Origin of the sequence: Shewanella sp. BJSY2023SW005, assembly GCF_047314585.1 — a bacterium.
In the GTDB taxonomy this organism is placed as follows: Bacteria; Pseudomonadota; Gammaproteobacteria; order Enterobacterales; family Shewanellaceae; genus Shewanella; species Shewanella algae.
Genome location: NZ_JBKORJ010000053.1, coordinates 1 through 12,244, shown reverse-complemented (window position 1 = coordinate 12,244; position 12,244 = coordinate 1). Strand labels below are relative to the sequence as shown.

Annotated in this window: 9 protein-coding genes; 5 read left to right on the top strand and 4 right to left on the bottom strand. The window is 54.2% G+C overall.

All coding sequences use genetic code 11. The features are described from left to right. Positions 1 to 47: 47 nt before the first annotated feature. The 3 genes from ACMHXI_RS15885 to ACMHXI_RS15875 form a co-directional block, all read right to left on the bottom strand. A complete protein-coding gene (locus ACMHXI_RS15885) occupies positions 48 to 1,679 on the bottom strand; it encodes an aldehyde dehydrogenase (NADP(+)) (RefSeq protein WP_413735454.1) in 1,632 nt (543 codons plus the stop codon). Positions 1,680 to 1,742: 63 nt separating this feature from the next. Beyond that, positions 1,743 to 2,744 carry a 4-hydroxyproline epimerase gene (locus tag ACMHXI_RS15880; RefSeq protein WP_093983378.1) on the bottom strand — a complete coding sequence of 334 codons (1,002 nt, stop codon included), beginning with the start codon at positions 2,742 to 2,744 and terminating at the stop codon, positions 1,743 to 1,745. A 26-nt stretch (positions 2,745 to 2,770) separates the two neighbouring features. Further along, positions 2,771 to 3,685 (bottom strand): dihydrodipicolinate synthase family protein, encoded by a 915-nt coding sequence (locus ACMHXI_RS15875; protein WP_044734698.1) that lies wholly within the window; start codon positions 3,683 to 3,685, stop codon positions 2,771 to 2,773. A gap of 187 nt (positions 3,686 to 3,872) precedes the next feature. On the opposite strand from ACMHXI_RS15875, the gene ACMHXI_RS15870 reads away from it, so the two are divergent. Next, positions 3,873 to 5,144, top strand: coding sequence for an NAD(P)/FAD-dependent oxidoreductase (locus ACMHXI_RS15870; RefSeq protein ID WP_109248722.1), 1,272 nt, complete (start codon positions 3,873 to 3,875; stop codon positions 5,142 to 5,144). An 80-nt stretch (positions 5,145 to 5,224) separates the two neighbouring features. Here the strand turns inward: ACMHXI_RS15870 and ACMHXI_RS15865 are convergent, their stop codons facing one another. After that, complete coding sequence (locus tag ACMHXI_RS15865) at positions 5,225 to 7,552, bottom strand: OmcA/MtrC family decaheme c-type cytochrome (RefSeq protein ID WP_109248721.1); 2,328 nt, start codon at positions 7,550 to 7,552, stop codon at positions 5,225 to 5,227. Positions 7,553 to 7,892: 340 nt separating this feature from the next. On the opposite strand from ACMHXI_RS15865, the gene ACMHXI_RS15860 reads away from it, so the two are divergent. From ACMHXI_RS15860 to gmhB, 4 genes are all read left to right on the top strand, one after another. After that, complete coding sequence (locus ACMHXI_RS15860; RefSeq protein ID WP_413735451.1) at positions 7,893 to 8,537, top strand: 4Fe-4S dicluster domain-containing protein; 645 nt, start codon at positions 7,893 to 7,895, stop codon at positions 8,535 to 8,537. Between the two features lie 14 nt (positions 8,538 to 8,551). Beyond that, complete coding sequence (locus tag ACMHXI_RS15855; RefSeq protein ID WP_109248720.1) at positions 8,552 to 10,675, top strand: aldehyde ferredoxin oxidoreductase; 2,124 nt, start codon at positions 8,552 to 8,554, stop codon at positions 10,673 to 10,675. Positions 10,676 to 10,678: 3 nt separating this feature from the next. Further along, entirely contained in the window at positions 10,679 to 11,203 is a 525-nt protein-coding gene (locus ACMHXI_RS15850; RefSeq protein WP_025887193.1) for a hypothetical protein, read from the top strand. A gap of 201 nt (positions 11,204 to 11,404) precedes the next feature. Next, positions 11,405 to 11,959 carry a D-glycero-beta-D-manno-heptose 1,7-bisphosphate 7-phosphatase gene (gene gmhB, locus ACMHXI_RS15845; protein WP_096142695.1) on the top strand — a complete coding sequence of 185 codons (555 nt, stop codon included), beginning with the start codon at positions 11,405 to 11,407 and terminating at the stop codon, positions 11,957 to 11,959. The last annotated feature ends 285 nt before the right edge of the window (positions 11,960 to 12,244 follow it).

Genomic DNA, 12,244 nt, shown 5'->3' with positions numbered 1-12,244 from the left:
AGGGAAACCACTTGGGTTTCCCTCTGCAATGCCGCGCAAGATGTGCTTTAGAAGTAGCGTGCGCCTAGGTGTTTATCCGAAACTTGCCCCTGGTTGAAGCTGTTTGTCAGCTCAGAAGGCAGGTTTTGCAGACTCAAAGGCCTGAGAAAGCGAGCCATAGCCTGAGTGCCTACCGAGGTACTGCGCAGATCTGTGCTGGCGGGGAAGGGGCCACCATGGTTCATGGCATGGCAAACCTCGACGCCAGTTGGCATCTGATTAAAAATCAGTCTGCCTACCTTGTATTGCAGCGCCTCCAAAACGTCCGGATAACCTTGTAAGTCGCTGCTGGTGGCATGGACACTGGCGGTTAACTGGCCATCGAGCGCCTGGATCACAGCCTGCAGTTCGGCTTCACTTTTGACCGTCACCAACAGGGCGAAGGGGCCGAACACTTCTTCCATTAGATCAGGGCTGGCAAGCAAGCTCTCGGCACCGGTTTCCAGCAATAGTGGCCGGGTATGATGCAGCGCCGCGGCGGCTTTACCCTGAGCCAGCAATTCAAGGGCCGGATTGGCGAGCAGCTGCTTGCTCCGGGTTTGAAATGACTCGGCAATTCCCGGGGTTAACATGGGAGCCGCCTCGGTTTCAGTGATAGCCTGACTCAGGACGCTACGGTAACGTGCAAGGGCTTTTTGGCTGGATTCGCTGTCGGCCAATGCCAGAATAAGCCCTGGGCTGGTACAGAATTGCCCCTGAGCCATCAACATCGACTGATGTTGATGGCCGGCGAGGGTTTCTGCCTCGGCTTGCAATTTACCCGGCAGCAGCAGCTGTGGGTTGATTGAGCCCAGTTCGCCATAAAAGGGAATGGGTTTGGCTCTGGCGGCGCAGCAATCGGCCAGGAGCCTCCCTACCTTGAATGAGCCGGTAAAGCCTACTGCCTGAATACCGCTGTGAGATACCAAGCCAGTCGATAGCTCTGGCCTGCGTCCCTGCAATAGGGAAAATACGGCGCTTGGCATATCGCAGCGAGAGGTAGCGCGGGCAATGGCGCGGGCCACCAGTTCACTGGTGGCCGGGTGTGCAGGATGGCCCTTGACAATCACGGGGCAACCGGCTGCCAGTGCCGAGGCACTGTCACCGCCGGCGGTGGAAAATGCCAGCGGGAAGTTGGAGGCACCGAATACGGCAACCGGCCCGAGAGGCAGCTGGGTCAATCTGAGTTCGGGTTTGGGCAGCGGCGTGCGCTCGGGGTTGGCTTTGTCTATCAACAGAGGACTTGGCGTCTCTCTGAGCTCTGATGCGAACAACCTGAGCTGATTGGCGGTGCGGCCAAGTTCGCCGTTTATCCGCGCTTGTGGCAGGCCGGATTCCAGCATGGCCGCCGCCGTGATAAGCACGCTGTCGTTTTCAAGCTCGGTGGCGATGGCCTCCAGGAAGGCGGCCCTGGCTTGCGGCCGTGTTTGCCGGTACTGAACAAAGGCGGCACCGGCCGCTGTGACTGCCGCATCTATCTGGCGCTCGCCGGCTTCAGCGAAACTGAGCGCCAGCGTTTGATTGGTGACCGGATCCAGGCTTTGAAACCGTTCGACATCTGTCTCACTCTGCCATTGCCCGGCGATTAGATGTTGGCCGGTCAGTTGTGACGCTAACTCCTTGACGAGCGCCTCATGGCGGTTGGGGATCTCTGTTGTCATGGGGTCTCCTTTAATGTGTGGGCACTTGAGTCTGGGCTATCCAGTGTTGACTGTGATGACAGCTCACAGCACCTGGAATCCATAGGCGTAAGGGTCCTCATCATCAACCAGGATACTGTTGTGCCCGGTGACTCTGGCCCAACCTTGAATACTGGGCAAAATAGCCTCGAACTGGCCGACGCGGGTGGTGCCTTCGATACGGCCGATAAACTGGCTGCCAATGATGGATTCATGGGTGTAACTGTCTCCCGCATTGAGCATGCCTTTGGCGTGCAGCTGCGCCATTCTGGCGCTGGTACCTGTGCCGCAGGGCGATCTGTCTATCGCCTTGTCACCGTAAAACACCGCATTGGCGCCATTGGATTCCGGGCTCAGACAATCGCCTGTCCACAGTACATGACTGATGCCCTGAACTGTGGCGTCATCCGGGTGAACACATTCAAGCTGCGCCCTGGCCGCTTCCCGTACCAGTGGGCTCCAGCGCAGAATATCGGCGGCGCTCCATTGCCTGAGTCCGGGAAAGTTTTCTTGCGGATCCACTATTACGTAAAAGTTGCCGCCGTAGGCCACATCGACCTTGAGGCAGCCAAGGCCGGGTACGTCGATGACTTTATCCGCATGGGCGAGATAAGCGGCAACGTTGTAGAGCTTTACCCAGTCGACTTTGGCGCCACTGCGTTGATACTCGATGCGTATTTGGCCTGCGGGCACATCGAGCAGCAGTTCACCTTCCCGGCGCGGTGTCAACAAGCCGGCTTCCAGTGCGGCGGTGACTGTGCCTATGGTGCCATGGCCGCACATGGGCAGGCAGCCACTGGTTTCGATAAACAGAATAGAGCCGTCGGCATCGGCCGAGCAGGGCGGGTAGAGAAAAGCACCGGACATCATGTCATGGCCTCTGGGTTCGAACATCAACGCCTGACGGATCCAGTCAAACTGCGAGAGAAAATGCTGGCGTTTTTCGCTCATGGTCTGGCCCTTAAGTTCAGGATGGCCACTGGTTACCAGGCGTACCGGGTTGCCACAAGTGTGGGCATCGATACAGAAAAAAGTCCCTTTGAGCATAAGTTCTCCTTGGTGCCGCTCTTGGCTCAGTCCAGATTGTACTTGTCGAGGTCTATGCGCGTTGCCAGTGCCTGCTCAAGCAGTTGCTGTACATAGGCGCGCTCTTCGCCTTCCAGAGGCAATCTTGGCATGCGTACATGTTCACTGCCGCGTCCCACCAGTTCTTCAGCCAGCTTGATGCACTGTACCAGAGTCGGGATGGTGTCCAGTCTCAGCAGCGGCATAAACCAGCGATACAGCTCTCTGGCTTCCTGCAGTCGGCCGGCGCGGGCCAGGCGGTATAAGGTAACAGACTCTCTCGGGAAGACATTTGTCAGGCCGGATATCCAGCCATCGGCTCCCAGAAGCAGTGACTCGAGGGCAATATCATCGACACCGCAAAAGACGATGAAACGGTCGCCGAAGCGGCTCTGCAGTTCGGTCAGGCGGCGGGTGTCTGTAGTCGATTCCTTAATGGCGACTATGTTGGGCTCTTTGGCGAGTTCGGCGGTCATTTCCAAATTGATGTCCACTCCATAGCTCACTGGGTTGTTGTAGATCATGATGGGCAGGGTGGTTGCGCGGGCGACGTGGCGGTAATGCGCCAGCACTTCTCTGTCTGTGCCGCGATAAACCACGGCGGGCAATAACATCAGGCCATCGACACCAAGAGCGGCCACATCTTTGGCGTATTCGGCAGCTTGCTCGGCACTGTGCTCGGTGCAGCCGGAGATCACCGGAATTCGCCCGGCGACGGTTTCGACTGTATGTTTGATAAAGGCGCGCTTCTCGGCCGCGCTCAGAGAGGCGTTCTCGCCCACAGTGCCCAGCGCTATGATGCCGTCAATACCGTCGTGGATCAGGGCTTCCAGCATACGGCGATTGGAGTCAAAGTTGATTGAGCCATCGGCATTGAATTGGGTTGAAATTGCAGGATACACCCCTTGCCAGTTTGGTTTCATGGTACAGACCTCTTGTTGATTTAGTTGTTGTTCTTTATCCCTTGCGGGCTAACAGCTGTGGATATTGTCAGAGATAAAGTATATTGTATACAAAAATATTTGACCAAACACAATCAGTGATAGTGGTGATTGGGAAAAGCGTTTCGTTATTTAAGGCTTTTGGCTGCCCGGCGCAGGGAGAAAACAGATGAACAGCAAACAAGATGGCACAGTGTCCTCAAAGGGAGAACTGACGGTTTTAGGGGGCGGCATAGTCGGGCTTTGCTGCGCCATAGCCGCGCAAAAGCAGGGATTCAAGGTGAGCCTGTTGGATAAAGATGAGCCGGGGCGAGGGGCCTCTTTCGGTAATGCCGGACATTTTGCCACCGAGCAGATGTTTCCGCTGGCGTCTTTCTCTCTTGTGCCTCGGCTCCCTGGAATGTTGCTGGACCCGCAAGGCCCGTTTCGGATCCGTCCCGGGTATTTTTTCAAAGCCTTGCCTTGGTTTTGCCGCTTTATGGCCAATATGTTGCCCGCCAAGCGACGTAAAAATGGTGCGGCGATCGCGGCTTTGAACCGTGAAGCCATAGGCGCCATGCGTCGGTTGCTGGCACAAGCCGAGGCCAGCGAGTTGATGTGTGAAAACGGCAGCCTGCTGTTGTTCGAGCGGGATGAAAAAGCTGCCCGGCAGGAGTTTGAGGCCTATACCAAGGCCGGTGTGGCGGTGAAGCTATTGAGTGGTGATGAAGTCAGGCGGCTTGAGCCTTCGCTGTCCGGCAATATCAAGGCTGCACTGTTTTTCACTGAGGTGGCGCATACGCCATCACCTTTTGAACTCTGCAAGCGTTTGGAGTTGCACTTCAAGGCACTCGGTGGGCAGGTGCTGCGCGCCGAGATCGATAAATTGCAGCCGGACAAGCAAGGTGTCCGCCTCGGTGACAGTCAGGGGCAATCCTGGCACTGCGACAGACTATTGCTCTGCTGCGGCGCCTGGTCCAAACCCCTGGCGCAGCAATTGGGCCATGAGGTGCCGCTGGATACCGAACGCGGCTACCACCTGATGATGCCGCAAGTCAGCGGTTTGTCTCGCCCTGTGGCGTCGTTCGAGCGTAAGTTTATCATTACCCCAATGCGCGGCGGTACCCGTTTGGCCGGCACTGTGGAGTTCGGCGGGCTCAAGGCGCCCATGGATCCCTTCAGGGCCGATTGTTTGCTGCCCCATGCCCAGGCGCTGCTGCCAAAGGTATTTTCCTCTGCCAGTGCCGAACAAGGTGAGCGCTGGATGGGGTTCAGACCCTCTTTGCCGGATAGTTTGCCGATACTGGGAGCGAGCTTGAAGCAGAAGGGCGTTTGGTTTGCCTTTGGTCATCAACATCTTGGGCTGACCTGGGCGGCGATAACGGCAGAGTTGCTGGCCAGCGAGTTTGATGGTGACGAGCCGGCGTTATCACTGCATCCTTACCGGATTGACAGGTTTTGAGCCCGGGAGCCTGTTCACATTCAAATGCAAAATAGAAAAACGGCGCCGAGGCGCCGTTTTTGCCGATGGGAGCGAGTGGGTCAGTCTTTGAGGCCGTGCATCATGTCGACGCCGGTATTACGTCCCTCGGCGTGACAAACGGCGCAGCTCTCGCTGCCACTCTGATAGACAGGGCCGCCGCTGGCATCTTTGCGGAAAACACCGCCGAAGGCTTCGGCATGGCTGGCCCATTTTTCCACTTGGATATGACAGCCACCACAGGCTGCAACCGTGGGAGAATACTCGGCGATTTGGCCTTTCTCGGTTGCGCCGGGAGTGGCAACCAACACGGAGGCGCTCTGACTCAGGCCATCCAGCGTAAGCTGGCCCTTGATATGACAGGCGCGGCAATCACTGGCCGGTTTCGGATAGGTGGCCGCCTCTCTGTCGGCGCCCATTCCGGCCACAGTGCGGGTACCACTGTGCAGCGAATGCACCATTTCCCTGTAGTTCAGACTGTTGTTCAGGGTACGGATCGCTTTTATTTGATCCATGCCAGGAGTGTGTTTCAGTCCGGCATTCAGGTACATGTTAGTGCCATTGTTGTGGCAGTCGTTGCAGCTCTTGTCGGTCAGGGCCGTAGCTCCTTGAGGCGCATGACAACTGCCGCAGCTGTCATTGCCCGGCTGGAAGCGGCTCGCCAGAGTATGAGCGCTGACAACCCGCTGCTGCATGTCGCTGTCATGACAGCGCCGGCAGGCAGCCTCATCGGCAAGGGCTTTATTACTCGCCGCAGAGCCTGTGAGTGACAAGGGGTTATCGGCAATCACCTCGATGCGGGTAGCGCTTGTATCACAAGCCACAGCAAAGCCTGTCGCGGGATCGGCGCAGACAAGCAGTTTGGCTTGCACCCGAGTCTTGTCCGGCTCGCCAAAGTCCGCTGCCTGAAGCGGGCCTATGGCGGCGCTGAGGCTGTGTCCCTGCATGGCCAGGCTGACATCGGCCCCAGGGTTGGCCAAATTCCAAATTTTGCGCTGACCGTTGTTGAGCGGACGATTAACCGGCTCGGGATCGCCACTGACCGTTAACCACAATGACTCTATGGCCGGATCGTCTGCAGGCAGACGGCCTTGGCTGCGAAAATCCAGGCTGATACTCAGCTTGTCGCCATCAATAGCGGCGGAGGAAAGCGCAAAGGCATACTCCTGTTTGATGAGTTTGCTTGTCCTGCCAAGGCTCAGGTGGATTTTACCCGCGCCCTCTGGGTTGCTGGCATCCGGATGGCAGCCTGAGCAGCTTTGTTGCCAGCCTCTGGGGAAGAGTTCTCTATCGTGGAATAAAGCACTGGCGCTGCCATTCCAGCCCTCGGGGGCATCCTTACTGTGGCAGCTCAGGCAGCTGTTATTGCCGGGAATAAAGTATTGGTTGGCCTGAGGCGCCGCATCGGGAATATGACAGCTGTTACAATCCTTGATATCACCGGGATAGTGCAATTGGCTGTAGTCATATTCATGGCCCTGATAGCCAACGACCTTGTACTCGCCTTGGTGAATTTTGTGAGTCAGGGTCGCCATATCAAGCGCCGAGCCGGTTTCTGGGTCGCCCGAGTAACTGGTGTGACACATGACGCAGCCTTCAAAGGCAAAACGCTTGCTGCCGTGCATCAACAAACGCGCCTCACTGTTATCCCTGTCACTGCCGTGGCAGCGATAGCAGGCCTGCTGCTGATCTATCAATACCCGGCTGTCTTCGGCAGCGGCGGCTTGGCCGGTTGCCGGAATAAAGTCATAGACACTGTTGATCAGCATGCTGCTCAGTGAGCTGTCTGCAGCGGGCTTGAGTTCCAGATAGACCCTGTGAGTCTTGTCACTCTCGTAATGGGTATCGAGCCCTTCAAAGCTTGGGTATTGATTGAGCGTCTTGCTGAATTGATAGCGGTAACGCCCCTGCCCCAGGCTCTGCAGGCAGTCGAGTTTGCAGTCACTCTCAATCCCGGCTTGCCACTGCGCTGCGGCCTGGGCTGTGGCACCTGTACCCGGCTCAACCAGTTTATTGATATAGCTTATCCATTGGGGAGCGCGGCTTATCTCATAGCGTCCCTCTGCTGGCCTTGTATCGCCGTACATGGGTTGAGCACTGCCCAGCTTGGCTATGCCCATGGCCAAGGCTGATACCTGCTCCAGTTGTTCCAGTCCGGTCACGGCAACGCCGTTGGCGTCGCTTAAGAAAAAGTCGACCGAAACCCGGGTTTGCTCATCTATGGTTACGGCTTCGATATTGGCCTGCAGTGATTTGGCTTTGGCAATATTGATCCCCACTTCTCCCGGAGGACCCACCTGGCCGTCATCGCCATCGGAACATGCAGCCAATAAGCAAACCACCAGTGGGGATAGTTTCCACCAGGCGTTTTTAGGCTTGAATTTCATCATTTCCCATTCCTTTATGTTTTAGATTCTGTCGGGATGTCTAATTAGGAATGTATGCAGGCCTTAATCTATTTAATTTGAATAATTTATCTGTGACCATCGTCAATTTGTTCCAGCTATAATTGATAAGCGTAGGTTTGGTCTAAGTTGTTTTTTCTGATTTTTGAAAGAGTGAAAAATTAATATTTGATTTGAGTCTTAGTTAATGAATTTGGTCGGTTATCCTGTGAGTAAATGTGACTCAGATTGGGAAAAAATGTCTGGATTTAATTAGCATGAATTGTCGGGTATTTGGTGTATGCATATTTAAATAATATTTCTTAAACTAATTAAGGAACGCAATATGATTACCAGACGAGGAATGCTGAAAGGGAGTATGGGGGCAGCCGTAGGCACTGTCTATGGTGGAACGCTCATCAGCTTTCTTACCGGTTGTGGCAGTGACAATGACAGCGATGAAAAGGTTGAGGTGTTACCCGGTGGTTTGATGGTGGTTAATCCGGTTATCTGCGTCAGTTGCCGTCGCTGTGAAATCGCCTGTGGCTGGAACCATGAAGGCGATTGCAGCCCAACCCTGGCAAGGGTCAAAGTCGAACACAACATGAACTATGGACCTCATGGTGTGCAGTTTAATTACACAGAGCAGCGGGGGGAGTGCGGCGATCGCACTGTGGTGCCTGCCACCTGTCGTCATTGTGAAGTTTGTACACAGGTATGTCCGCAGCAGGCCATTTCAACTCATCCGGAAATCGGCGCTAAAGTGATAGATGAAAAGCGCTGCGTTGGCTGTGGTTATTGCGCCGATAAATGTCCACAACAAGTGATTAAAGTCGTACGCAGCAAAATGAAAGCCGTGAAATGCGACCTGTGTCAGGGCGAGCCGGCCTGTGCTCAGGTTTGTCCGACAGGTGCGATTAAATTCTATACCTGGGAACAGGCGGAAGCCGCGCTCGAACAATATGAAAAATATACTGGCCTGATCGGTTAATGAGGTAATTGAAAATGACAGATAAACTTGGCGGATGGGCTGGTAAAGTATTAAGGGTTAATTTAACAACCGGCAATATTACTACAGAATCAACAAATAAATATCATGACTATATAGGTGGTATGGGGATAGGCTACAAGATCCTTTGGGATGGCCATAAAGATAATATCAAGGCCACAGATCCTGAAAATATTATTGTATTCTCAGCCGGCCCGCTAACCGGTTCTGGGGTGATCTGTACCGGTCGTACTACTATAACTTCCCGCAGCCCGGTGATTAAAGATCATCTGATCTCCGATGGGCATTTCGGTGGTCACTTTTCGCCGGCAATGAAATATGCCGGATTTGATGCCATCGCCATTGAAGGCCGCGCCGTCGCACCGGTATGGCTCAGGGTTGAAGACGGCAAAGTCACGCTGGAATCGGCTGCCGCGCTCTGGGGCAAGGGGATTTTTGATACCCACGCCATGATAGCTGAAATGATGGGCCCCAATGCCCAGGTGGCTGCCATAGGTCAGGCAGGGGAGAATCAGGTGCCCCTGTCTGTGATTATGACTCAAGGTGGACACTCAGCCGGAGGTCATGGCGCCGTGCTCGGGTCAAAGAACTTCAAAGGGATAGGCATCATAGGTACAGGGGCCGTGGCCATTGCCGCCGATAATGCCAACATGCGTCGGCTCGATGACCATATTCTGGGGATAATAGGCGCCAATAACCAAGGGGTTGTGCCATCTACTCCCCAGTCCTGGGCCGAATATTCCAATAGTGGTAGTCGCTGGAAGGCGCGTCCCGGACTTAAATGGGGGCAGTCGGATCAGCAGATTGAGCTGGGCGAGGTACCCTGGAATGAACGTAACAAGGTAGGCTTTCGTACCTCAATGGCCGAGATGTACTTCGGTGAAGAGTACGCCAACAAGTGGATGAAGCGCACCGGTGGTTGTCATGCCTGCCCCATTCGCTGCTTCTGTGAGCTCAAGGTGCCTGAGCTGAAACAGAAATATGGTCGCAAGAGCGAGCATATCTCCAACGTCTGTATGGGATTCCTGGCGCCTCAGTATCTGATGGATACCAAGAAAGGTTCGGAAGAGCACGCGATGACAGGTGCTCTGGGTGGCAACCTGATCGACGATTACGGCATCTGGTGTAACTACGGCCTGATTTCGCACCTGTTCAAGTACCTCAAAAAACACGATATGTTCCAATATCTGTTGCCCAAGGAGGAGTTTGACAGCATCCCATGGGATCTGTGGGACAAGAAAGATCCGGCGTTTCTTATCGATTTTTACCGCCGTATAGCCTATCGCGAAGGGGAAATTGCCCATATGGCCGATGGCATGTCAGATCTGATTGAACGCTGGAAACTGGATGGGCGTAACCCGGATCTCGGTTATTGGGATATTCACAAAGAATCCTCGGTGAAAATTTTCAATAAGAAGACCAACGCCGCCGTGCACCATGCCAGCGAGACCGCAGGGCAGGTGGGCACCCTGATCAACATGGTGTTCAACCGTGATGCCCAGTGTCACTCCCATATCAATATTGTTAACTGTGGCTTGCCTCAGGACATGATAGAAACCATAGCCGCCGAATTCTGGGGCGAAGGGGCTTTCGATAAGGTGAAATGGTATACCCCAATCAACCCGGCCAAGGTTAAGTTCGCCAAGTGGTCTTTGGTGAAAAACGTGCTGCACGACTCATTGACTCTCTGTAACTGGATGTTCCCCTTGCTGGCTTCGCCGGATAAGAATCGCAACTACCGCGGAGACAGCACCATAGAATCGCAGATGTTCTCTCTGGTCACAGGCAAGGAAGTGACTGAGACTGAGCTCGACTTTATGGCCGAGCGGGTACTGCATCTGCACCGAGCGCTGACCATCATTCAAATGAATGAGATGAATATGCGCAATGAGCACGATGTGCTTTGCGACTGGGTTTACGACCTGGATCCCGACAAAGCCTTTGGCGATGAAGGCACCATCAAGATGGACAGGGACGATATTCAAAAGGCGTTGGATATGTTCTATGACGATTTTGGTTGGGACAGGCAAACCGGGGCACCGCTGAGGTCAACCCTGGAAAAATTCGGCCTGGGTTACGCCGCCGATGCGCTGGAGTCCCGTGGCTTGTTGCCGGGATAAGCCATGCTGGAACTGGTGGACTTTATCCGGTTGTTCAGCCAACACGGACGCCTGGTTTCCCTGCCGCAGCTGTTGGCTGTGGCGGGGGATGACTCAGAGAATACTGTGGATGCGGTGCAAGAATATATCCGTTTGATCCTGGCGCCTGAACACAGGGATCTGAAGATGCGCATATCTGAGGATGAGCACTTCTTCTATTCAGATCGTTACATGGTAGACAGCTATGCCAACCGTTGGTTGGCACTGCAACGCGGGGAGGTTGCCGCGACCCTGGCGCAGCAGATACGCGAAGCCAGTTGTCGCCATACCGCGGTGCTTGAGGCTTCAGTTTTGGGGTTTCCCCCCTACAACCTAGATGCCGAAGCGCAGCAGGCGCTGCGACAACAATTGCTGGCGATGCCGGAATATGACGACATACGTTATGACACCGGCAGCGATGGCAAGGGGTATTACTTTTCTACCGATGGCCTGAGTCCTGAATATGCCAGAGTGCTTGCAGACTACGACCCGTTTGAATGGTCATGCTGAGCCCGGAAGTCTGATGTCTCCCTGCGGGCGTGCTCCCGAACATCAGGCACCCGGGGTCAGCGCCCATCTCCCACCCCGGGCCTGAATGCCCGGGTTTTTCTTATTCTATGTCCTGAAGCTCACAACATAAGTCTGTTCTCACAGTGCATTTTGCCCCAATGAGTGGAATAATATCGCCATTCGCTTTCTGGGAGGCAAACAGTGAACCGAGCGGTTTTTTTGGATAGAGATGGTGTAATCAATGTCGATCACGGCTATGTGCACCAAATAGATGATTTTGAATATATCGAAGGCGTCTTCGATGCTTGCCTGGCGTTGAAGCAACAAGGCTATAAGCTGGTGGTGGTGACCAATCAGTCAGGGATTGCCCGTGGGCTCTACACTGAAGAGCAGTTTGCCAGCCTGACCGAATGGATGGATTGGAACTTTGCCGATAAGGGCGTGGATCTCGATGGTATCTATTACTGCCCACACCATCCGGAGAAGGGCATAGGTGAATACAAGCAGGATTGTGATTGCCGTAAACCCAAGGCGGGAATGATCAACAGTGCTGCCAGTTTTCTTAAGCTGGATCTTGCTGCCAGTGTAATGGTCGGTGACAAGGCCGATGATATGCGCGCCGCCAAAGCGGCGGGGATCCCGGTGCGGATCCTGGTCAGAAGTGGCAAAGAGGTGACTCAGGAAGCCATGGATGAGGCGAGCGTAGTACTGGATAGCATTGCCGATGTCCCTAAATATCTGGCATCACTGGCCTAATTTGGCGGATTATTGGACTTCTTGGTGTAATAGTAATCACTCGAAGACTTTGATAAGAAAAATCGCCTTTTAGGGGTTGCGCAAAAATTCAGGCTCCCTATAATGCGCAACCACTGACCCGCGACAGGGTCTGGAAGTCAAAGATTCAAGCATCGAATGCTTTAAGTTAAAATGCTTGGCTGGCTTCTTTTGCTCTTTAACAATCTATCAAGCAATCTGTGTGGACACTCACAGGCATTGAGAAATCGACAAAACGATTTAACTCGATGAAGAGTGTTCATACGA

What these genes read in the sequence shown, in the direction of transcription:
- ACMHXI_RS15885 (WP_413735454.1), bottom strand. Translation starts at nt 1,679, where the DNA reads ATGACAACAGAGATCCCCAACCGCCATGAGGCGCTCGTCAAGGAGTTA.
- ACMHXI_RS15880 (WP_093983378.1), bottom strand. Translation starts at nt 2,744, where the DNA reads ATGCTCAAAGGGACTTTTTTCTGTATCGATGCCCACACTTGTGGCAAC.
- ACMHXI_RS15875 (WP_044734698.1), bottom strand. Translation starts at nt 3,685, where the DNA reads ATGAAACCAAACTGGCAAGGGGTGTATCCTGCAATTTCAACCCAATTC.
- ACMHXI_RS15870 (WP_109248722.1), top strand. Translation starts at nt 3,873, where the DNA reads ATGAACAGCAAACAAGATGGCACAGTGTCCTCAAAGGGAGAACTGACG.
- ACMHXI_RS15865 (WP_109248721.1), bottom strand. Translation starts at nt 7,552, where the DNA reads ATGATGAAATTCAAGCCTAAAAACGCCTGGTGGAAACTATCCCCACTG.
- ACMHXI_RS15860 (WP_413735451.1), top strand. Translation starts at nt 7,893, where the DNA reads ATGATTACCAGACGAGGAATGCTGAAAGGGAGTATGGGGGCAGCCGTA.
- ACMHXI_RS15855 (WP_109248720.1), top strand. Translation starts at nt 8,552, where the DNA reads ATGACAGATAAACTTGGCGGATGGGCTGGTAAAGTATTAAGGGTTAAT.
- ACMHXI_RS15850 (WP_025887193.1), top strand. Translation starts at nt 10,679, where the DNA reads ATGCTGGAACTGGTGGACTTTATCCGGTTGTTCAGCCAACACGGACGC.